17 protein-coding genes are annotated in these 22,250 nt (G+C 34.6%); 6 read left to right on the top strand and 11 right to left on the bottom strand.

What is annotated here, in order from left to right; genetic code table 11:
* Window positions 1-15: 15 nt before the first annotated feature.
* From G508_RS0105075 to G508_RS0105050, 6 genes are all read right to left on the bottom strand, one after another.
* A complete protein-coding gene (locus G508_RS0105075; protein WP_084625913.1) occupies window positions 16-1,728 on the bottom strand; it encodes a hypothetical protein in 1,713 nt (570 codons plus the stop codon).
* Window positions 1,729-1,746: 18 nt separating this feature from the next.
* Window positions 1,747-3,039 (bottom strand): MFS transporter, encoded by a 1,293-nt coding sequence (locus tag G508_RS0105070; protein WP_026704302.1) that lies wholly within the window; start codon window positions 3,037-3,039, stop codon window positions 1,747-1,749.
* 5 nt (window positions 3,040-3,044) lie between these two features.
* A complete protein-coding gene (locus G508_RS0105065; RefSeq protein ID WP_026704301.1) occupies window positions 3,045-4,097 on the bottom strand; it encodes a glycoside hydrolase family 130 protein in 1,053 nt (350 codons plus the stop codon).
* Window positions 4,098-4,187: 90 nt separating this feature from the next.
* Window positions 4,188-5,660: a RagB/SusD family nutrient uptake outer membrane protein gene (locus tag G508_RS0105060; protein ID WP_026704300.1), complete on the bottom strand. Its 1,473-nt coding sequence runs from the start codon at window positions 5,658-5,660 to the stop codon at window positions 4,188-4,190.
* Window positions 5,661-5,672: 12 nt separating this feature from the next.
* Window positions 5,673-8,753, bottom strand: coding sequence for a SusC/RagA family TonB-linked outer membrane protein (locus G508_RS0105055; protein ID WP_026704299.1), 3,081 nt, complete (start codon window positions 8,751-8,753; stop codon window positions 5,673-5,675).
* Between the two features lie 185 nt (window positions 8,754-8,938).
* Window positions 8,939-13,147 carry a hybrid sensor histidine kinase/response regulator transcription factor gene (locus tag G508_RS0105050; RefSeq protein WP_026704298.1) on the bottom strand — a complete coding sequence of 1,403 codons (4,209 nt, stop codon included), beginning with the start codon at window positions 13,145-13,147 and terminating at the stop codon, window positions 8,939-8,941.
* A gap of 189 nt (window positions 13,148-13,336) precedes the next feature.
* Between G508_RS0105050 and G508_RS0105045 the strand changes: the two genes are divergently transcribed.
* The 4 genes from G508_RS0105045 to G508_RS0105030 all read left to right on the top strand — a co-directional run bounded on the left by G508_RS0105045 (window position 13,337) and on the right by G508_RS0105030 (window position 17,174).
* Window positions 13,337-14,236, top strand: a complete 900-nt coding sequence (locus G508_RS0105045) for a MerR family transcriptional regulator (RefSeq protein WP_026704297.1) — start codon at window positions 13,337-13,339, stop codon at window positions 14,234-14,236.
* A gap of 57 nt (window positions 14,237-14,293) precedes the next feature.
* Window positions 14,294-15,754 carry a phytoene desaturase family protein gene (locus G508_RS0105040; protein ID WP_026704296.1) on the top strand — a complete coding sequence of 487 codons (1,461 nt, stop codon included), beginning with the start codon at window positions 14,294-14,296 and terminating at the stop codon, window positions 15,752-15,754.
* Window positions 15,755-15,757: 3 nt separating this feature from the next.
* Complete coding sequence (locus tag G508_RS0105035) at window positions 15,758-16,597, top strand: phytoene/squalene synthase family protein (RefSeq protein ID WP_026704295.1); 840 nt, start codon at window positions 15,758-15,760, stop codon at window positions 16,595-16,597.
* 133 nt (window positions 16,598-16,730) lie between these two features.
* On the top strand, window positions 16,731-17,174 hold the full coding sequence (locus G508_RS0105030; protein WP_026704294.1) for a sterol desaturase family protein: 444 nt from the start codon (window positions 16,731-16,733) through the stop codon (window positions 17,172-17,174).
* 241 nt (window positions 17,175-17,415) lie between these two features.
* Here the strand turns inward: G508_RS0105030 and G508_RS0105020 are convergent, their stop codons facing one another.
* The 5 genes from G508_RS0105020 to G508_RS0105000 are packed head-to-tail and all read right to left on the bottom strand — an operon-like array spanning window position 17,416 to window position 19,967.
* Complete coding sequence (locus G508_RS0105020; protein WP_026704293.1) at window positions 17,416-17,955, bottom strand: DUF4252 domain-containing protein; 540 nt, start codon at window positions 17,953-17,955, stop codon at window positions 17,416-17,418.
* 3 nt (window positions 17,956-17,958) lie between these two features.
* Entirely contained in the window at window positions 17,959-18,486 is a 528-nt protein-coding gene (locus G508_RS0105015; protein WP_026704292.1) for a DUF4252 domain-containing protein, read from the bottom strand.
* Window positions 18,487-18,504: 18 nt separating this feature from the next.
* Window positions 18,505-18,972, bottom strand: coding sequence for a DUF4252 domain-containing protein (locus G508_RS0105010; RefSeq protein WP_026704291.1), 468 nt, complete (start codon window positions 18,970-18,972; stop codon window positions 18,505-18,507).
* 43 nt (window positions 18,973-19,015) lie between these two features.
* A complete protein-coding gene (locus tag G508_RS0105005; RefSeq protein WP_026704290.1) occupies window positions 19,016-19,471 on the bottom strand; it encodes a hypothetical protein in 456 nt (151 codons plus the stop codon).
* Entirely contained in the window at window positions 19,458-19,967 is a 510-nt protein-coding gene (locus tag G508_RS0105000) for an RNA polymerase sigma factor (RefSeq protein WP_026704289.1), read from the bottom strand. The genes G508_RS0105005 and G508_RS0105000 overlap by 14 nt, the downstream gene beginning before the upstream one ends.
* Before the next feature lie 120 nt (window positions 19,968-20,087).
* Here G508_RS0105000 and G508_RS0104995 point away from each other — a divergent pair, with 120 nt between their 5' ends.
* Window positions 20,088-21,554, top strand: a complete 1,467-nt coding sequence (locus G508_RS0104995) for a S41 family peptidase (RefSeq protein ID WP_035694110.1) — start codon at window positions 20,088-20,090, stop codon at window positions 21,552-21,554.
* Window positions 21,555-21,612: 58 nt separating this feature from the next.
* The gene (locus tag G508_RS18605; RefSeq protein WP_051197459.1) at window positions 21,613-22,233 is read left to right on the top strand and encodes an N-acetylmuramoyl-L-alanine amidase family protein; all 621 of its coding nucleotides are present in this window, start codon (window positions 21,613-21,615) and stop codon (window positions 22,231-22,233) included.
* Window positions 22,234-22,250: the final 17 nt, after the last annotated feature.

The raw sequence follows: 22,250 nt of genomic DNA, 5'->3' as shown, positions 1-22,250 counted from the left end.
TCAGAAGATTTATTTTTAAGGTTGAAGGTTATAATCCACCACGATATTATCTACAAGCATTTTATGGCCTGAATGCGTCACTTTTCCTTTGGAAGGTACCATCACGATTACAGCTGAAGTTTTTCCATCCAATTTTATTTTTGATGAAGAAGAAACATTTTTCGCCAAGAATTTTCCCGAAACCGTGTCGTATAAATCAACTTTTTTCCCGCTTTCAACATTTACTGTAATCGTCTTGTTTTCGTTATATGGATTATAGTATAAATAAGAAGGATACGCTTTGTCGTTGAAGAAATCGGTTGCCAATAAATCCAATTGCAGAATTCCCTCAACATTTGTTTTTTTAATGATGCTTCCAAAAATCCCCACGTGACCACTTCCGTAAACACTTAATTGGGATTCCTTTGGATTTTGTCCGGGAACCCAAAGTGGCCCATCGCCTTGGGCAACTGGAGCTGAAATAGATTCATTTTCAGGATAAAGTGATTTTTTGATAATACCTTCATAACCAATAACTCCTTTTCCAACGTGTGCCAATTCTGGAATCGTTTCGTGTTCGTCTGGCATGTGTTCTGGATAGAAAAATTTAGAAGCATTTGCGGCATTCAACATCCATTTTCCGATGGCATCTGCATACGATTGATCATAACGAACCATTGGAACTAAAGGCCAAGCGGCATCATAGGTATTCATCAAAAAACCATAACCTCCGTTATGAACCGTACTCCCAACCGTTCCCGAAATGTCAAATCCGTTCCAATTTCCAACTAAAAACCCCCAACCTTCACGGCAAATAGCCGTTCCGTCGAAGGTCCAATCTAACATTTTGGCGGTGTCGTATTTTTTTCCTTCTTCGGCATTGATTCTGGCAGATAAGTAAGCTCCAAAAGGCATCAATAATTCATAAGTTGGATTTATAGGTTGGCTTTCTAAAGCTGAAAGTGCAGAAAGAGCTCCGTCCAAATATTTTTGATCTCCGAATTTTTTATAAGCCGAATACAAAATCCAAGCGTGGCCCGCTGCAGCATCGGGTTGAGCACAAATGTTGTTTTTCATCGGTGTCATTTTTCCATAATCAAAATAGGAATAATCATAATTTCCGTTCAAGATAACATCCGCTTCATAGAATTTATCGGCAATTTTTCGAGCTATTTCCTCAAATCCTGGTTCATTTGGATACAAATCATAAACAGCATAAAATAACAAATTTGGATACACATCATACCACCAATCACGTCCATAACCTCCACCAAGCAAGGCCACTTCGGGACACGTGTTATTCATCATAATGTCCCAACCTGTTTCGCTGTTGAAATAATTTTTCAGCATTGCCACATAATTCAGCTTGTCCTGATTGGTTTTGTCAATTCCTACCAAACTCGCACCTAAAGTAGCTCCCATTGTTGCCAAAGCTTCATGAAACATTCCTTTATTGGCTTTGCCTTGACGGACATCTCCCATTGCTGTATATAACCCGACAACATCCTGTGGAAAATTCTTCTGACTCTTATCAATCCAAACCAATGGCCAGAGTTTTCCTTTTGCATCAAAATCAAAAACGGTTGCATCAAAATCTTTAGCAAGTTGGTTGTAATCGATAATTCCGAAAGGTTGTGGCACATCGGCCATCTTATCAACTCGCGGAATCGATTGCTGTTTTACTTGTGCAAAAAGGGACAAGTTCGCCAATAAAAAATATATTGTTGGGGCTTTAAAAAAAGTATTCATTCGTATTGATTTTAATTTTTAGACGATGTTTGTGGCTGTTTCTTCGAGTGCTTTTGGATCAATATTTTCCTCTTCCTCAGGAGCTAATTTATTTCCTTGAGCAATAATTTTTTTGCTGATGAAAATCGAACACAATTGAAGTAAAGCAATTATTCCAATAGCATATCGCAAAGCAAAATCCTCTGAAACAGCATAATACAACACTAAAAATGTTCCAGCTCCAAGAAGTCGTCCAAGATACAAACCTGCTTCGTGATTTAAAATATAAGTGAATTCGCCTCTTTTTTCAATTCTGGAAACAATGTCGATTACTTTCAATTGAATCGGAAAATAGGCTAGATCCATCAACGGTTTTGCAATTAAAAGTAATAATAAAAAGATGATTACTCCGGTTTGGCTGTATAAAAATCCATTCAAGCAAGCTCCAACTGCAAAAAGAATTAATCCTACGGAAAAGGTTTTGATTCGATCTTCAGGTTTAGAAAAACGGCCAATAAAATAGATGATGATTGCTGCTAGAATTGCTCCAATAGATTGTGCTTTTCCGAGAGCTCCTTCTTCTCCTAAAAGTTTAAAAATTAACATGGCTGGAGCGGTTACTAAAAATCCTTGTGCCAAACCTTTGAACATGGCCAATGATAATAACTTGTTCCAGAGGGGATGGAATTTAAAGAAGATGTACTTTTTTTGTACCGGATTTTCAAAATTTCCTCTGAAACAAACGATCGAAGCGACAATTGTGATTAGAAAAACGATTCCTGTAATAATTAAATAGGCCGTATGCTTTTCTGTTTCACCTACTTTTGATTGAATAAACCAACCAATCGTGGCGGGAACAGCAATGGCAATTATGGTATAGATAAAAGTTTCCAAACCATAATAATAATTTCGGTTTTCGTCGTTGGTTATGGATAAAGCCAAATAATCTCGGTTGGACCAATACAATCCGAAAGAAAGCCCCATCGTGATTCCTGCAATTGCAATTCCGGTTAAATCGAGTGTTTTGAGCGACATCATAATAATCATCGAAACACCACTCAACATCATTCCAGTAGAATATAATTTTCGGATATTAAAATGCTTGAGCAAAAATCCATTCAATAAAAAAGTAAGCGGAATTCCAGTATAAATCGCCAACTGATAAATTACAACTTTCGAAGTGTCATTTGAATTTCTCATGATATAAGCCGCGACAAAAATATCAATCACAGGCAAAACTAGAGCATACACCAAATTGGTAAACACCAAGATGCGAAAATTATGGGTTTGACTTTTAAAATGATCCACTTCGGAGGCAAGTTTCTTTAGCATTGCATTTATTTTAAAAGTGAAAGGATTTCTTTGATTGAAAATGTAGCTCCACAAACAAATTCATCTGAAGCTCCATAATAAACCGTTACCGTGTCGCCATCAGGTTCAACGATGTGACCGTTTGTAAACACTACATTTCCAAAGAAACCGCTTAATTCATATTCGGTTGTTGGAACCATAATCGGCTCTTCGGTTCTAGATAAAACTTTTGTTGGATCATTTAAATCCAATAAAAAAGCACCCAAACAATATTGATGATTTTCGTTGGCTCCGTGGTAAATTTCCAACCATCCTTTTTCAGTTTTGATTGGAGCGGCTCCAGCACCAACGCGTTTTGAATCCCACATCGCCTTTCTAGTTCGGACGATGCAATGGTGATTTCCCCAATGGATTCCATCTGGAGATGAAGCAATCCAAATGTAATTTCCACCAATATCTACACTACTTGGTCGATGCAAGGCATAGAAAAGTCCGTTTATTTTTTCTTCAAAAATGGCACAGTCTTTATTATGAGCTGGAAAAATCATTCCATGTTTTTCGAAATTTTTCCAATCGGTTGTAGTTCGTAATCCCACTCCTACTCCATTATCGGATACCGAAGTGAAGGTCAAATAATATTTTCCTTCAATTGTAGCCACTCTGCAATCTTCAATTCCAAAAGTTTCCAAAATTCCTTCACCAACCAAAGATGGATAATCTTCAGGTTCATAAAATTCAACGCCATCGTCACTGCATAACAATCGAAGATGAGATAACGTAGTTAAATAATCGGTGCCTTTATAATTGATAACCCTAGCATCTGTGGCAACCAATTCTGGATCGTCTTTTTTGATTTCTATGATGGTTATGCTTCCTGTTTCGGTTAAAATAGGAAACGAGATTATATTTTCTTTTTGTTTTGGACGTTCGGCAACCCTCACGATTAACCATGTTTTCCCTTGAAACAGGAAAGCTCCCGGGTTGAGAAGACAGGTAATTTCCAAACCTTCTGTACTGGCAGGAATATCGTTGGGAGATAATAATGGATTCTCTACAAAGCGTTTTGCAATGTCTTTCATATGCTGTAGGTTATTGTCTATAAAAATAAAGGTTGACCCGGAACTAACTAACTCAAAACTAACTCTGAGCCAACCTTTTTCTCTAAAATTTTAGTAATCATTTTGGGTCAAAGTTCCAGCGGATGCATCAATTTCCGATTGTGGAATAGGATACAACATGTGTTTGTCTAGGAAATTTTTTCCATGAGCGGTCATAACTTGTTTAGCAATTCCCCATCTTTTCAAGTCAAGCAATCTTTGGTTTTCAAAACCGAGTTCGACTCTTCTTTCTGAAATCAACCATCCTTTAACTGTTGCAGGATCGGTTGAAGCAGGACGGTCTGGCAATGTTCCTGCTGGTGGAAGATTTCCATCGGCATCTGTTGATGTTCTTGCTCGAGTTCTAATTTGATTGATAATACTAATGGCACCAGCATAATCACCGGTTTCAAGAAGTGCTTCGGCTTTCCAAAGAAGAACATCTGCAAAACGGATGTATACTTTATTATTTGGTGCGTCATCATTACCCTTGTTAGCTCCGTTTAGACTTCCTAACATTTTGTTTACGTTTTGATCTTCAACATTAACAGTAAGTGATTTTCTTGGATCATTTGGTTCAAAAGCATTCAAGAAATCTTCGCTTGGAGCGAAAAATCCCCAACCCAGTGGTGCACAAATACCATTTCCTCTTCTTGGAGTGGCATTGGTTTGATGATCGAACGAAAAAATAACTTCGTTATCATTATACTCGGCAGTAAAGTTTTGAAAATAATGGGCATTCAAGCTAAATCCTAATACTGCAATTTGATCTACCAACGGTGGAACTGCACTCCAATTTTCATTATACAAATGTGATTTTGCCAGAAGAGCAAGAGCGGCTCCTTTTGAAGCTCTCCATTTTTCTGTTTCAGAAGAATATTTAGCATTTGGTAATAAATCAATTGCTAAAAGTAAATCGGCTTGAATTTGTTCCCATACTAGATTTTTATCAACTCTTACAGCCACTTCAAAAGCTTCTTCGAATGATTTTACAGGTCGAAGAATCAATGGAACATCACCAAAATTGGTTACTAATGAAAAATAGTAATAGCTTCTGATAAAATAATTTTCAGCAAGCAATTGATTTTTTCTTGCTTCAGAAATACCTGTAATGGTTTCTATTTCTGGATTTGTGAGATGTTCAATTGCAGTGTTGGCTCTTTTTATTCCTTCATAATTGTATTTCCATAATCCATTTGGACCACCATTTTCAGAAGTAAAGGTGAAATTATTGATTTCATCAATCCACGGCTGATCTCCGTCTGGAGACCATTTTTTCTCCATATCATCCGAAGCAATATCTTGCATGATGTAATCATTTTGGAAAACTAAACCGCCATTCCAATTCCATTCGCCTAGAATATTCAGTCGACTAGACAATAATTCATACGAAGAACGAGTAATGTTCTCCATTATCGTAATTGTTGGAGTGTTGTCTGCTTGATCTTGAGGAACTGCACCAACCGGTGTTAAGTCAAGTTCATCTTCACAGGCTACGAAGGAAAGTACTCCAAACAAAAGCGCTATTTTAAAATATTTTTTCATAATTATTTTTTTTTAAAGTTTTATTCTTGCTCCAAACATTACTGCTGCAGCTTGTGGATAAGTTCCTTGATCTTTCAGGTTAGTCGATTCAGGATCTAAACCACTATAATCGGTCCATGTCAATAAATTTTGTCCTGAAACATATACACGAAGATTTGAAATTCCAGCAACCATATTATTGTCAAACGTGTATCCAATTTCGATGTTTTTCAATCTCAAATAGGATGCATCTTCCACAAATATGCTTGAAATTCTACTTCCCCCATTGTCGTTTTGTGTTACTCTTGGAATCGTGTTGCTTGTTCCTTCTCCGTTCCAGCTGTTTAAAACTGCTGTTGTAGAATTAAAGGGACGTCCGTCATAATCTAGAATTTGTTTTAAATCGTTGTAACGATCTACATCTTCCACACCTTGGAACAAAAATGACAAATCGAAACGTTTGTAGGAAGCATTAAATGCCAAACCATATGTCATTTTTGGAATAGGATTACCAATAAAGGTTCTGTCATCAGCATTTATTTCTCCATCTCCGTTAAGATCTTTAAATCTGATGTCTCCTGGTTGAGTAGTTCCTGGAGCTGAGTATAAATGAGAATTGATTTCGGCTGTATTTTGATAAATTCCGTCAAATTGGAATCCATAATAAGAATTAATTGGCTGACCTGCTACAGTTCTAGTATTTGCAAATGTATTCTCCAAAAGTCTTACATTAGAATGAAGACCAGTTACTTCATTAGTTAATGTTGCCAAATTAGCATTAAAACCATATTTGAATTCGTTGTCATTGTTTTGAAAGTTTAATGCAAATTCAAAACCTTCATTTGTAACCGAGCCAGCATTTATGTAAGTCGCTTGTATGTTTCCTACCGAAACTCCTGGCAAACCTAAAGTCAACAATATATCTTCGGTTTCTTTTTTGAAATAATCTACAGAGAATGAAAGTTTGTTACTCAAAATTCCCATATCAATACCAAAATTGGTTTGAGCTGTTGATTCCCATTTCAAATCAGGATTTCCGTATCGAATCACTTCTGTTCCGTTTGCATTTGTGGTAACAAAAGTCTGATAGGCATTATTAGGAATTTCTTGATTTCCGTTTACACCCCAACTTGCACGAAATTTTAAGTTTGAAAGCCAATTTACATTTGACATAAACTCTTCATTGGTAATGATCCAGTTTCCAGAAATTGAAGGAAAATACCCCCATTTATTATTAGGTCCAAATCTTGAAGAAGCATCAGCTCGAAGTGTAGCCGTTGCAAAGTAGCGATCTTTATAACCATAGGTTCCTGAACCGAAGAAAGAAAACAAACTCCATCTATCTTCTCTACCTGAACTATAGGGATAAGGTAAACTCGCACTTCCTAATCCACCAAAATCAAGGTAACGATATGGATCTGATGTAATATCAAAATTTGACCTAGCACCACCAATAGCAGATTCTTTATTTTTGATCAACTCTGTCCCGACTAGGAAATTTAGATTGTGATCATCATTAATTGTTTTTACATAATTCAATGTGTTCGACCATGTAAAGGTTATGTTTTCGCCTCTACTTTCATTCAAACTATTTGGGCGATTGTTTCTACCTAAACCATAATATACATCACTTGTATTACCAATGTTAGGATCTCCATAGTTTTCTGAAAAAACTTTTCCATGCAAAAACTTGATATCAGCTCCTAAATTACTTCTAAATTTTAAGGATTTGTCGCTTAGTACGGCATATTCCGCAAACACATTTCCAAAAGCTTGAAATGTATTCCTTTTATCATCTGTAAAGTGAACAATTGCTAAAGGGTTTGAGCTAAATTCATAGTCTTGACTCCATCCATTGTCTGGTCCAGTGTAGAAAGGTAAATCGGTATAAGGATCATTTGCTGAATAAGTTGGATCATTCACATCTTTATAAATTCCTAAAACTGGCGGACGAATTAAAGCATGACGAATAACCCCTGGAGCATCTCCGCTTGACGACAAACGATCCTGAGTGATGTAGTTCAATTGCAAATTTGTTCCTACAGAAAATCGTTCCGTAACGTTCGAGTTGATATTGGTTCTAAAATTCACACGTTTGTAACGGTCATTTTTTTCAGTCACAATTCCATCAATTCCGTAATAACCTCCAGAGATCATGTACTGAGTTTTATCGGTTCCGCCACTTGCTGAAATCTGAATATTATTTGATAAACCTGTGGTAAACAATTCGTCTAACCAGTTTGTATCAGCAAAGATTCTTTCGCCTCGATCACGTGTATAAGGATTTGTGGCTCCTGGAATATTTTTTGTACTATTGTTCCAAGCTCTTTCCTCCATGTCCAAATATTGAGCTGCATTAAGCATTTTTGGAAGGTTTACAGCAAAATGAACGCCTGTAAAAACATCAACATCCAAGCTAGATTTACCTTCAGCACCTTTATTTGTAGTAATCAAAACAACACCTCCTGCTGCACGAGAACCATAAATTGAAGCAGATGCTGCATCTTTTAAAACGGTCATTGTTTTGATATCCGATGGGCTAAGGAACGTGATGTCACGTGTTGGAACTCCATCAACTACATATAAAGCATTGTTATTTCCTAAAGTTCCTTCTCCTCGAATTCTCAATTGGATTCCATCTCCTGGAGCTCCCGTACTTGCAGCAACGAAAACACCGGCAACTTGTCCTTGAAGAGCTTGCGACACATCGGCAACTCTAGTTTTGGAAAAATTTTCCATATTTACTTCTGAAACGGCTCCCGAAATCGAGTTTCTTCGTTGTCCAACATATCCCGTGATTACTACTTCTTCCAATTGTTGAGAATCTTCCGTCAAAACAACTGTTATAGTCGTATCGGCAGCGGCTATAACTTCTTTGGTTACATATCCTATATAACTGAATACTAAAACTGGATTTGCTCCCGTATTGTTAAGGGTAAAATTTCCATCAAAATCAGTTGCAGTTCCGTTTGTGGTTCCTTTTACACTGACGTTTACCATCGGTAATGGTCCGTTTGCATCAGAAACCGTTCCTGATACAGTTTGTGCATACATAACGCTTCCAGTCAATATTGTCCATATCAGAACAAGATTGTAAATAATTTTGTTTTTCATATCAATAATGCTGATTTGTTAATAATGTGTACTTTTTTTTTCATGTTAATAAAAATTAGTTTGAGTTTAGTGTGATATTCATTTTTTTGGTGCCTTTTTATGATGTCATAAATTTAGGTTAACCCCACAACAAAGCCTGTACACTATTTCTTCAAAAGTGTACACTATAACGATGTAGTTGATTTTCAGTTATTTGAAAAGGAAGAGTTTTTGGTTTTGTATTGTAACTGATAATTTTTTGGAGTCGTATTGTATACCTTTTTAAACTCTCTATAAAAGTAGGATCGGTTGTTAAATCCCGATGCATAGCATACTTCTGAAACCGTCAATTGGTTTTTACGTAAGAGTTCAGCTGAATGTTTCAAGCGAATCGTTCGAATCAGATCTCCTGGAGAAAGTCCGAAAATTTCTTTTGTTTTGCGATACAATTGCGAAGTACTGATGCCTAAAGTTTTCTCAATAAATGCCCCTTGAAGGTTTTCGTTGTCGATATTCTTTCGAATCAGGTCAATAACTTGCTTGATGAAAGCCTTCTCTTCATTGTTAATTGGAATATCCGACAACGTTCCAACAACGACATCTTGAGTAAAATGTTGCAAAATCAGTTCCTTTTCTTCCAAAAGTTTTTGAATTCTAACCAATAAATGATCTGGATAAAACGGTTTTGGAATATAGGAATTTGCTCCACTCTCCAAACCTTCAATCCTATGAATAACCGAATCTTTGGCAGTTAACATAATAAACGGAATATGGCAGGTTCTCAAATCGGTTTTTACTTTCTTACAAAGTTCAACACCATCCATTAGTGGCATCATAACGTCACTAATGATGATATCCGGAAGTTCGTTTTCGATACTTTCCAAAGCTTCAATACCATTATAAGCTGTGATGATCTTGTATTTATCGGCCAATAAATCGTTTAGAAACAAATGTATTTCTTTCTCATCTTCAACAATCAATATCTTTTTATGGTTGTTTTCTACTACATCCAAAGCCGATATTTTATCGGGGATATCATCTGATTTTTCATTAATTTCTTCCAAAATATTTCGAAGATGATGCGAAATCAATACGGGCGATTTTTCCATGTCGATTTCCTTTTCTGTAAAAGCTTCTTTTTGACAAGGAATCAAAATGGTAAACGTAGTTTGTTCATTTGCAATACTCGAAACTTCAATTTCCCCTCTTAAAACCGTTACCAATTTTTTGATGTAGGCCAATCCAATTCCGGTTCTAAACATTTCAGTATCCGAAGTATGATTGGTATCTGACAGGAAAAAACGGTCAAACAAAGATTCTAGTTTTTCCTTCGGAATGCCCTTTCCTGAATTGGTAATCGTGATGTTTAATGTTTTGAAATTCTTATCCTCTATTTTAAATTTTAGATGAATAGTTCCATTTGAAGGAGTATATTTAAAAGCATTTGACATTAAATTGAATATAATTTTTTCCAATTTATCCTTATCAAACCAACCTAGTAAAGTATAAGGTACTTCAACATCATACTGGATATTTTTTTCCAAAGCCCAATCATCAAATAATTCTGCTATTTGCTCTACAAGGTGTACTAAATCGAATTTTTTTACCGTATTTTCCAAATAATCATACTCGGCTTTTCTAAATTCAAGTAATTGCTGGGTTAGAAATAATAATCGAGAAGTATTTCGCTGAATCATGTGAATGAATTTCTGATTCTTCTCGTTTAGATTTGTGGTTTCTGATAATTTTTGAATCGGCCCGACGATTAAAGTCAACGGCGTCAAAAATTCGTGTGCAATATTGGTAAAGAAAGTCAATCTGTTTTCATGCAAGACTTCTTCATTTTGACGGATCAGAATATTTTGCTTGAGCGATTGACGTTTTAAATAATAACTTCTGACAAACAGCAAAAACGAAATAAGCAGAATCGCATACACCAAAAGTGCCACATTAGACTGCCAAAAAACAGGCTTTACTCGAATATCAATTGCTTGAACGGGTTCGCTCCAAACACCATCACTATTGCTCCATTTGAGCCATAACGAATAATTTCCTCGAGGAACGTTTGTAAAAGATATGATTTTCCTGTTGTCAATATTATTCCAATCCTGATCAAAACCTTTTAACTGATAGGCATATCTGCATTTTTCACTATTAATATAGGTCAAAGCTGCCAGTTGAATATCAAAAAAATTCTGGTTATGCTTTAAAACAATCGATGGATAAGTTTTAGAATTTGGCGAGATAACCAAACTTTGATAATAAGGAATAGCCTGATTTTGACCGCTAATTTTATCAATCAAAAGATCAGGAATTATGTTGGATTCCTTTATTTTTTGAGGCAAAAAATAATTAAATCCTTTGATTCCTCCCATAAAAATAAAGTCAGACTCGGGATCGTTATAAAAAGCTCCGTCTGCAAACTCATTATTTTGCAACCCCTCATTTCGAGTATAATTGATAAACTTTTCGGGATTAATGCTGAAATTTGACAAACCAAAATTCGTACTAATCCAGAGGTTAGAATTTTTATCCGAAACAATTCCGTGGATAGTATTATTTGGCAAACCTTCCTTGGTTGTATAGGTTTTAAAAACAGCTTTTCCGTCGTTCTTCAATTCTTCCAAAACATTCAAACCAAAACTTGTTCCGATCCAAAGCTTGTTATGAGCATCTATAACTAAACACAAAATATCATTATTGGAAAGGCTTTCGGGGTTATTTGCATCACTTTTAAAGGTTTGAAACGTTGCCGATTGCTTGTCAAAAAGGTTCAAACCTCCCAAACGTGTCCCGATCCAAAGTTGATTATCGTTTCTCGGAACAATCGAAAAGATAATGTTGCTACTTAATGCATTTTCGTCATTATTTCCTGCTATATATTTTTTAAAATCGGTTACTTTTAATTTTGAACCCGAACGATAAATTTTACAGCGAATCATCCCATAACCATTGGTTCCCAGCCAAATAAATCCATCTTTATCTTGATGAATGGCATAAATAGATTTAAAATAATCAACCTCTTCACTTCCTTCAACATCCTTCCAACTTATTAATTTTGAATATTTTATATCATAAATCGAAATTCCATCGCCATCAGTTCCAATAAAAACAAGGTTGTCTTTTCCTTCGCTTAAAGCAAAAACCGCATTGTTGATGATACTATTGGTTTCATTAAAATTTTGATATTCCAAAGGTTTTTCTGGATGCAGATAAAAATCAGAAGGAAAACGAAAGAGACCTTTGCCTTTTGTTCCAACCCAAAATGAATTTCCTTTAACGTCCAAAAAAGCTCTCACAATCCCGCCATCGAGTTCTGGCACTTGAGCTTGAGAAATCAGGCTGAACGATTTTTTAAGGGGATACATTTTGAAAACGCCATCACCATCGGTACCTGTCCAGATAATATTTTCGCTTCCTTGAATTAATGTAGTTATTTTTTGGTTTTTCAGGTATTTTGACCAAGGTCTTACGATTTCATTTCCATCAAAATCAACAATTGAATATCTTGATTTTTGAGAAAGAACCAATCCTTCAGAGATATTTCCGACAATATTTTCGATGTTTTTCTGAGGAAAAACAGTTTTGCTTTTATAGTTTTGAAAGTATACTTCAACTGTACCAGTAATCAAAACTGTACAAATATTTTGATTGGGAAGTATAGTAAACGTTTTTACCTTATTTGAAACTAAATACGTTTTTGAAATACTTTTTTCATCACCTTTTGAAATAAAATCAATAGAATATAGCTCATTACTATCAAACAAAACCAAGAGTTTTCCTGTTTTCGAAAACTCCATTTTTCTAACTGTTTTTGCTGCAAAAATTTTACTTTTCAAAGGCTGAAATTCGGTTCCATCAAAATAACCAATTCCCCACTCTTTTACTGCACAAAAAACTTGTTTTGAAGGATCCAAGGCCATATTAAATTCGGACTCCGACAAAGGTGGATTGTTTTTTCGTGAAAAATAATAATGCTTGAACGTATCGGTTTTTTTATTGTATCGATTGATGCCATGCATCGTTAGAACCCAAATTTGCCCTTCATGATCTTCACCTATTTTAAGGATTACTTGGTTACTCAAAGCCTTTTTATTGTCCTGTTCCGATCTGAAAATCTTAAAACTATTGCCATCATACCGGTTCAATCCGTCCCAAGTTCCAATCCAAAGCAAGTTTTGTGAATCCTGAAAAATACAATTAACCGAACTGTTAGACAAACCTTTAGTATTATCCAATTGCTCCAATGAATATTTTAAATCTTGAACTTTTGATAGACTATCAGTAGTAAACAAGTTAGCATCTTCTTGTTCATTTTGAGAAAACTGAGTTTCAGCCACAACCGAAAGTTCTGCATTATTACAGGCAATCAATCCTATAAAAAAGAGACTGAGGATTAAATTTTTAAATTTCATGAAGACTGTTATGTCTATTATAAGCGTTTTTTTGAAGTGCAATGACAATTTATTTAATCTAATTGCATCACGTTTATCAAATGTACAAACAATAGTGAATAGTAAATCCTAAAGTTTTGAGATATTTTTTTATGCAATTCAGAATTTTGTTTAATTAAATAATTACTTTTGTTAAACAAAATGAAATTTATGGAAAGCGTTAAGAGTGTATTCAGCATCAAGGATCTTGAAAATCTTTCAGGGATTAAAGCACACACCATCAGAATTTGGGAGAAAAGATACAGCATTCTGGAGCCTATGAGGACAGAAACCAACATCCGTTTTTATGATATTGCAAACCTTCAGAAGCTATTGAACATCACTTTGCTACATAATTATGGCTATAAGATTTCTAAAATTTCTAAATATCCACCAGAAAAAATTCCGGTATTGGTTCGTGAAATAATTTCTGAAAAAAGCATCAAGCATCACGCTATCAATGCTTTCAAAATGGCGATGATTAATTTTGATCAGAGTCTTTTTTTGAATACCTATAACAACTTGCTTTCGGAAAAATCGTTTAGAGAAATTTTTCATGAGATTTTTATTCCGCTGTTAAACGAAATTGGTCTTCTTTGGCAAACCGATACTATCAAACCCGCTCATGAACATTTTATTAGCAACCTGATTGCTCAAAAGTTAATCATCAGCACGGAAAAAGTACAAATGCAAGAACCCGAAAAAAAAGACAAAATTTTTGTGCTTTTTCTTCCAATGAATGAAATTCATGAACTTGGGTTACTATATCTAAATTATGAAATCAGTTTAAATGGTTATAAAAGTATTTATCTTGGAGCCAATACTCCTTTGGATAATTTAAAAGATGTTGCACAAATTTTCAATAAGATTGTGTTTGTAACTTACATGACCACTTCTCCCGAAAAAGAGGAAGTTGAAAGTTATATGATGAGACTAAAAAAAGAAATATTGGATTCAAATGATGCACAATTATGGCTTTTAGGTAGAAATACAGAACATCTTCAGCATAAAATCGACTTACCAAATATCCTAATGTTCAATTCATTAGATACTTTCGTCAAAAGCCTTTAAAAATATGTTAAACCATAAAGTATTTTGTTTAACATATTACTATATTTGTTAAACAATATGAAAAAAAATATAAACATTATAGGTTCTGGTTTTTCTTCTTTGGCTGCAGCGTGTTATCTGGCGAAAGCTGGACACTCTGTTACCATTTTTGAAAAAAATTCTACTATTGGGGGAAGAGCCCGACAATTAAAAAAAGAAGGATTTACTTTTGATATTGGTCCAACTTGGTATTGGATGCCGGATGTGTTCGAAAGATTCTTCGCTGATTTCAATAAGAAACCTTCGGATTATTATGATTTGATAAAGCTTTCTCCTGCGTATCAGGTATATTTTGGAATCAATGATTTTGTTTTGATTGCTGATAATTTGGAAGAAATAAAAAACACTTTTGAAGGGATTGAAAAAGGTAGTGGAAAAATACTAGGAGATTTTATGGCTGCAGCCAAAAGCAATTATGACATTGCCATAAAAGATTTGGTTTACCGTCCTGGGGTCTCGCCTTTGGAGCTGATAACCTTTGAAACTGCAACGAAAGTTGGTCAGTTTTTGAGTAACATTTCTAGAGATGTTCGAAAGAAATTCAAAAATCAAAAGCTGGTTCAAATATTAGAATTTCCGGTTTTATTTTTAGGAGCAAAACCATCTGATACACCATCGTTTTATAGTTTTATGAATTATGCAGATTTTGGTTTAGGAACATGGCACCCTAAAAACGGTATGTACTCTGTAATTCTTGCAATGGAAAAATTAGCGAAAGAATTAGGTGTGACCATCAAAACGGATTGCAATATTTCTAAAATCTTGGTGAAAGATAAAAAAGCATATGGTCTAATTGTAAATGGTGAACACATTGAAAGTGATATTGTAGTGAGTGGTGCCGATTATCACCACACGGAAACCTTATTGGACGAAAAACATAGGGCCTATTCTGAAAAATATTGGGAAAGTCGCGTTTTTGCACCTTCATCCCTATTGTTTTATGTAGGTTTTGATAAGAAGGTTGAAAACGTTGAACATCATTCCTTATTTTTTGATGTTGACTTTGATGTTCACGCTTCTGCAATTTATGATGATCCAAAATGGCCTGAAAATCCGCTTTTCTATGCGAGTTTTCCATCAAAAACCGATGAAAATTCAGCTCCTTCAGGAAAAGAAGCAGCTATATTTTTGATACCATTGGCTCCAGGAATAGAAGATAATGAAGAATTGAGGAACCGCTACTTTGAAAAAATCGTAACTAGATTAGAACAATTGACACAGCAAAGCTTGAGTGAAAACATTATATTTAAGGAATCTTTTTGCAAAAATGATTTTGTTGAACAATATAATTCCTATAAAGGAAATGCATACGGAATGGCAAACACGCTGTTGCAAACTGCATTTTTAAGACCAAAATTAAAAAGTAAAAAAGTGGACAATTTATATTTTACTGGACAATTGACGGTTCCTGGACCAGGAGTTCCACCCGCTTTGATTTCGGGAAAATTAACAGCTGAATTAATCGAGAAACATTTATAAGCTATGAAATCTATTTTTGACAAAGTTTCTTTTGATTGCAGTAGGAATGTTACAAAATCCTACAGTACTTCTTTTTCTTCTGCGGTAAAAATGCTGGCACCAAGTATACGACAGGATATTTATAATATTTATGGGTTTGTACGTTTTGCAGACGAAATTGTGGACAGTTTTCACGATTATAATAAGGCCGATCTTTTGCAATTATTTGAAAACAATTTGCATCAAGCCTTGAAAGACAAGATCAGTTTGAATCCAATTTTGAATTCGTTTCAACACACGGTTACCAAATATAATATTCCGGTAGAAATGATTGATGCTTTTATGCAAAGCATGAAACTTGATTTGGTGAAAAATGAATATACTACAAAGCAAGAATATCAAGAATATATATATGGTTCGGCTGATGTTGTGGGACTGATGTGCTTGAAGGTTTTTGTAAAAGGTGATAAGCAAAAATTTGAAGAATTGAAAGAAGCTGCCATGCGATTGGGTTCGGCTTTCCAGAAGGTGAATTTTTTGAGGGATTTGAAAGCTGATTTTGAAGAATTAAATCGCACTTATTTTCCTGATACGGATTTAAATAAGCTTGACGAAATTTCGAAACAAAAAATTATTGACGAAATTGAAGCCGATTTTAAAGCGGCTTATGAAGGTATTTTGCATTTGCCGCTTGAAGCAAAATTTGGCGTTTACACGGCTTATGTTTATTATAAAAAATTGCTTTCGAAGCTGAAGAAAACGCCTTCTGCGGAAATAAAAAATACGCGAATTAGGGTTTCTGATTATCAAAAATTTGGATTATTTGCAAAATGTTATTTGACTTATAGATTGAATATTTTGTAGACAAAAAAGTACAGGTTAATAGTTTGTAATTTATTAGTTTCTCCAGGTTTTGAATTTCTAAAATTTGGAATTTATTTGTTTTTTTGGAGATTGGAATTTGGATTTTTTTTTTTTGAATTTAATATAAAATAGTATGTGGATTCATATTCTGGTTTTTTTCATGACGTTCTTTTTTATGGAGTTTATGGCTTGGTTCAGTCATAAATATATCATGCATGGTTTTTTATGGTCGTTACATGCAGACCATCATAAAAAAGACCACAACTCATGGTTTGAGCGAAATGATGCTTTCTTTATCATTTATGCCGTTATTAGCATTGGGTTTTTCTTGCTTTGGCAAAATGGTGTCCTAGAAATTGGATTAGCAATTGGACTTGGAATTTTTGCTTATGGCTTGGCTTATTTTTTAGTACACGATATTTTTATACACCAACGTTTCAAGCTGTTTAGAAATGCCAATAATCGTTATGCAAAAGCGGTTCGAAGAGCTCATAAAATGCATCATAAACACATTGGTAAGGAACATGGCGAATGTTTCGGGATGCTTTTAGTACCGTTTAAATATTTCAAAAAATAGGTTTATTCTTGCTTTCTGATTCCACTTGCGAAGCTAACCCCGACATGAGCGAAAACCCCGGACTTTTTAAAGCTATTTTTTCTTGGCTTTGCAGAGCGACCAACGGAAGCTCCTGCAAAACCTTAGAAAAAAGCTTTAAAAAGGAGGAGTTGTAGCGGTTGGCGGGATTAGTTTCAAAAAAAAACGTCCAGATACAACTACCTGAACGTTTTTCTCAAATTAATAACATTAACCTTAAAATCTATTTTTGCTGCAACATGTCCTGTAATGGCTTGAGTTGCTTTAAATCCATTTCAGATTTTTGCAACACCGATAACATGTTCATGATGTGTGTAGGGTTCATTTTATCGCCCAAAATTCGGACTACGGCAAAACCAGCTTCGTTACTTTTGGCATAGACCACAAACTCTTCAATGTTTTCTTCCTCTCCAACAAAACTAATGCTGACACCTTGTTTCCCTGATCCAAAAGACATTAGTTTTTGGTATTTCTCGGATTTCAGTATATCACTTACTTTGGTCTTTTCGATTGCATACTGACTCGCGTTGGTAGAATCAAGTTTGAAAGCTAGAATATTCATCTTTTCAAATGATTGAATCGCATCCGATTGTTCCTTAGAAAGCTCGGCTTCTTTAATATTCAAAATATCTGATGAAATGTCTACCGAGATGAATTCCTTGTTTTCTGAGTTTTCTACAAAATATTTTTGAAGTGAAGGCTCAGAATTGCAGCTTGCTAGAAACAAGCTGCAAATTAGCGCTAAGAAATATATCTTTTTCATGATTTACTTTTTTGATCCTTTTTTCAAGGCATTGCCTCCAGGAAGGTTCATCTTGTCGGTCAGGACGGAAAGATCTTCTAGATCAAAATCGCCAGTTAGCAACAATACAATTGTTTCATTTGCTTTTCCTCCACCATCAATAAGCATTAAAAGTTCTTTTACCTGTGATGATTTTGCTCCAGTTTTAATGAGTATTCTGATATTTTGACCTCCGTCTTTTATTCGCATCAACTCTTCGAGACCTGCACTTTTCAGGTATTTCTCAGCCGTAGCCTTCATATCTGCTGCATATTTTGAATTAGAAGTTGTAAAAACTCTAAGGTTATTCAACTTTTTGGTCAAACTCATAAATTGTTGGGCTTCCTTGTCTTTAGGATCCATTTTCACGTTACCCATCATCTGAAACATTTTTTTGTTTACGATAACAGTTGTGACTTCTTCTGGACCATCAAACTTATCAAAAACCGATTGCTGTGCGAAAAACATCGTTGGCAAAAGGGCAAATACGGTTGCAATTATAAACTTTTTCATTTTTATTTTTATTATTTGTTATTGATTTAAAGCAGCCAAGTCGAAATTTCCTGTTACAGATAATATCATGGTTTGGTCGCCTTTTTTGTCTCCACCTTCAATAAACATCAAGAGCTCGGACACTTTTGAAGATTCATCATTTGATTTCACATAGATGCTAATGTCGTTTCCATCTTCTTTGATGCTCATTAGTTGTTCTAGATTTTGTTTTTTGGCATAAGCCTTAAAGGTTTGTTTCATATCTTCAGATATTTTGGTACTTGAAGTGGAGAACATTTTGAAATTGTCGATATTTTTTACTTGGCTGATATATTTTTCTGTTTTATCATCCATTTTTAGCTTCACTTGCTCCAGCAAATCAAACGACTTTTTATTGATGATTACTGTTGTAACATCATCCAAATCATTGAATTTATCGAATGCTGATTGTGCAAAAAATAACGATGGCAATAAAACTAATACGGTGGTAATTATAAATTTTCTCATGATTTCTAAATTTTTTAATTAATTGATTTTTTTGATTGATTTTTTAATTGAATACTTTGTTTTTGGCGGTTTCATATTCTTGAATGTATTGAATACTTTCCATTCCTACATTTACATTCTGGGATAATAATGACAATGCTTTTTGGGTTTCTCTGAAAGCAACTTCTGGATCTTCAAAAGTTCCTAAATCTTCTTTTTGAGTAGTGTCATAATTAAAAAAGGTAAATGTTCCGGCACCTAACAAAACCACAACAGATGCTGCAATTGACAACCAAGTTGTTGTTCTTTTTTTAGCTCGATTATTCGAGTTTAATGGAAGCTCTTGCGTGAACTCTTGTTGTTTTGAGGCAGAAAAGTAACCAAATAAAGGCTTGTATTGTTGCAAATGCTGCGCGACATTTGAAGAAGAAAAATAATCTTTCAACTGGTTTTCTTCGGCAATACTTGTCTCTCCTTCGAAGTATTTTTCTAATAGTATTTCTAGTTTATCCAATTCCATAGCTGTGTGTTTTTAACATAAATTCTCTTATCGTTTTCCTGGCTCTTGAGAGTGCTACTCTGATGGCCGTTTCATTCATTTCTAAAATTTTTGCAATATCTTCAAATTCATATTGCTCGATGTCCCGCATCTGGATAATCAGTTTTTGCTGTTCTGGCAATTGGTCAATTATTTTTTCGACCCAATTTAAACTGTCAGTATCCTCAACTTTTTGCTGTAATCCAGCTTCCCTATCGGTGAAATTATTATGAACAATTTTTAAATTACTTGCTCTTTTTGATTTCAGCTGATCCAGACAATAATTTTTTGTCATTGTCATGGCGAGGGCTTCGACACTATTGTAATTTTTTAAAATGTCTTTTTTATTCCACAATTTCACCAAAACTTCCTGAGTAGCATCTTCTGCTTCTTCAGTACTCACAAGCAATCTTCGGGCAACACGGAAAATCTTGTCCTTGAAAGGAGTGATTAGATTTACAAATTCATTTTGGTGCATCTGATTGTTTGTTGATTGATGATTATATAAGCTAGACGAGGCTCAATCTTTTTTGTTACAAAAGAATTGAAAATAAAACTAAAGTAGCTAAATTTACGTTTCTAAAATAAAAATTACTCTATGAAAAATTCCTATAGATACTTGATTTTATTCGTTGTAGCCGCTTTTTCTTTTCAAAGTTGTGAAGATAAGGATGACACTTTGGGTGTTCCTTCCTATCTTCAAATCGAAAATTTTATCTGGAAAGGTCTTAATCTTTATTATTTATGGCAAGCTGATGTGCCAGATTTGGCTGACGATCGTTTTGCAAATCAAGCGGAACTAAATGACTTTCTAGCTTTGAAACCTAGCCCAGAAGATTTATTTATTGACTTGCTTTACAAGCCTGAAGCAAACTTTCCTGCCTCAGAAGCTGTAGATCGTTTTAGTGTTATCGTCAGCGATTATTCTGTTTTGGAAAATCTTTTTCAAGGTGTTTCTAAAAATAATGGAATGGAATTCGGCTTGCGTTATAAAGAAGGAAGTACAACTGATATTTATGGATGGGTCAAATATGTAATTCCGGGATCTGATGCCGAAAATAAAGGAGTTGAACGTGGTATGATCTTTTATTCCGTAAATGGTTCTTCACTTACGGCTGATAATTACCAACAATTGTTATCGGCAGAAACGTATACTTTAAGTCTTGCAAATTATGACGGTGGTGCTATTACCCCAAATGGCGAAACTATTTCGCTAACCAAAACCGAACTTACAGAAAATCCGGTTTTAGAAGCAGATGTTTTAGAAATTGGCGGAAAAAAAGTGGCTTATTTGGCTTATACTGGATTTACAGCCAACTTCGATCAGCAGCTGAATCAAGCTTTTGGAAGTTTTGTAAATGAAGGTGCTACTGAACTGGTTTTAGATTTAAGATATAACGGTGGTGGTTCGGTTCAAACGGCAACTTATTTGGCCAGCATGATTACAGGACAATATACTGGTCAACTTTTTGCAAAACAACAATGGAATGCTAAAATTGAAGCCGTTTTAGATCAAAATGATCTTATCAATAACTTTACTTCTTCCATCGGAAATACTCCAATTAACAGCTTGAATCTTTCGCGAGTATATATTTTGACAGCATCAGGAACGGCTTCTGCAAGCGAATTGGTAATCAATGGATTAAAACCTTATATCAATGTAATTCAGATTGGCGATACCACAACTGGAAAAAATGTGGGTTCTATTACCTTATATGATTCACCAAATTTTACAAGAAGCGGAAGAAGTTTAACCCACAAATATGCCATGCAACCTCTTGTGCTGAAAATTGTAAACAAGGATGGTTTTGGCGAATATCAAAGCGGAATCGAACCTGATGTAGAGCTGATAGAAAATCCTGGTAATGTGTCACAACTTGGAAATCCAGCAGAACCTCTTTTGAGTACTGCTCTCGGATTGATTACAAATAATGCAAGAATGCTAAAATTCAATCCTGAAAAAGTAACCAAGGAATTTAGAGATTCAAAATCCATGAAGCGTTTTACAACTGAAATGTATGTTGATATTCCAGAAGGTCTTTCGGATGTTTTGAAAAACTTTTAATTTCCTGATACTTTTTTGAGCTTAAAAGAAGTTATTACTAGTAACAAAAATCAAAATTATGAAAAACGCATTCAAGATTATCGTAGCCCTATTAGTTGTTGGTTCTTTTGCTTTTGTAGCTCCAAAAGATTCGAAATCGAAACAAATTACTGTTGTTATTGATGCCGGACATGGAGGAAAAGACGATGGAATGAAGATTGACGATGTTTCGGAAAAAGAAATTATTCTGAACATTACGAAGAAAATCAAGTTTCAAAATAAAGACAAAGATATCGTGATTCACCTGACAAGAAACGATGATGAATTTGTTTCTCTACAAGATAGAACGAATTTGATTAACAAAATCAAACCTGATTTAGTGCTGTCTTTGCACGTTAATGGAATTAAAAATGAAACTGCTTCGGGAATCGAATTTTTCATCAACAACGAAAACCCAAATTATGAAGAATCGAAAGCAATTGCAGAAAAATTAAATGCTAAAATGGTTAAAAATCATAGCTTAAAATCTAGAGGTTTAAAAGAGGCTAGAATATTTTTACTAAGAAAATCCGAAGCACCTGCTGTTAACGTTGAACTTGGCTTTTTATCCAATCCTAACGACCGTAAATTTCTTACTGATGAAAAACAACAAAGTAGAATTGCTTCCACAATTTTAGAAGTAATTACCGAAATGAAATAATTCAAAAAAAGTTAATC

This window comes from Flavobacterium soli DSM 19725, from assembly GCF_000422705.1.
GTDB lineage: Bacteria > Bacteroidota > Bacteroidia > Flavobacteriales > Flavobacteriaceae > Flavobacterium > Flavobacterium soli.
The sequence above is the reverse complement of the archived record's forward strand: the minus strand, read 5'-3'. Positions and strand labels throughout refer to the sequence as shown.

Bases quoted from the DNA above. Each gene is read 5' to 3' on its own strand.
- G508_RS0105075 (WP_084625913.1), bottom strand. From the start codon at position 1,728: ATGAATACTTTTTTTAAAGCCCCAACAATATATTTTTTATTGGCGAAC.
- G508_RS0105070 (WP_026704302.1), bottom strand. From the start codon at position 3,039: ATGCTAAAGAAACTTGCCTCCGAAGTGGATCATTTTAAAAGTCAAACC.
- G508_RS0105065 (WP_026704301.1), bottom strand. From the start codon at position 4,097: ATGAAAGACATTGCAAAACGCTTTGTAGAGAATCCATTATTATCTCCC.
- G508_RS0105060 (WP_026704300.1), bottom strand. From the start codon at position 5,660: ATGAAAAAATATTTTAAAATAGCGCTTTTGTTTGGAGTACTTTCCTTC.
- G508_RS0105055 (WP_026704299.1), bottom strand. From the start codon at position 8,753: ATGAAAAACAAAATTATTTACAATCTTGTTCTGATATGGACAATATTG.
- G508_RS0105050 (WP_026704298.1), bottom strand. From the start codon at position 13,147: ATGAAATTTAAAAATTTAATCCTCAGTCTCTTTTTTATAGGATTGATT.
- G508_RS0105045 (WP_026704297.1), top strand. From the start codon at position 13,337: ATGGAAAGCGTTAAGAGTGTATTCAGCATCAAGGATCTTGAAAATCTT.
- G508_RS0105040 (WP_026704296.1), top strand. From the start codon at position 14,294: ATGAAAAAAAATATAAACATTATAGGTTCTGGTTTTTCTTCTTTGGCT.
- G508_RS0105035 (WP_026704295.1), top strand. From the start codon at position 15,758: ATGAAATCTATTTTTGACAAAGTTTCTTTTGATTGCAGTAGGAATGTT.
- G508_RS0105030 (WP_026704294.1), top strand. From the start codon at position 16,731: ATGTGGATTCATATTCTGGTTTTTTTCATGACGTTCTTTTTTATGGAG.
- G508_RS0105020 (WP_026704293.1), bottom strand. From the start codon at position 17,955: ATGAAAAAGATATATTTCTTAGCGCTAATTTGCAGCTTGTTTCTAGCA.
- G508_RS0105015 (WP_026704292.1), bottom strand. From the start codon at position 18,486: ATGAAAAAGTTTATAATTGCAACCGTATTTGCCCTTTTGCCAACGATG.
- G508_RS0105010 (WP_026704291.1), bottom strand. From the start codon at position 18,972: ATGAGAAAATTTATAATTACCACCGTATTAGTTTTATTGCCATCGTTA.
- G508_RS0105005 (WP_026704290.1), bottom strand. From the start codon at position 19,471: ATGGAATTGGATAAACTAGAAATACTATTAGAAAAATACTTCGAAGGA.
- G508_RS0105000 (WP_026704289.1), bottom strand. From the start codon at position 19,967: ATGCACCAAAATGAATTTGTAAATCTAATCACTCCTTTCAAGGACAAG.
- G508_RS0104995 (WP_035694110.1), top strand. From the start codon at position 20,088: ATGAAAAATTCCTATAGATACTTGATTTTATTCGTTGTAGCCGCTTTT.
- G508_RS18605 (WP_051197459.1), top strand. From the start codon at position 21,613: ATGAAAAACGCATTCAAGATTATCGTAGCCCTATTAGTTGTTGGTTCT.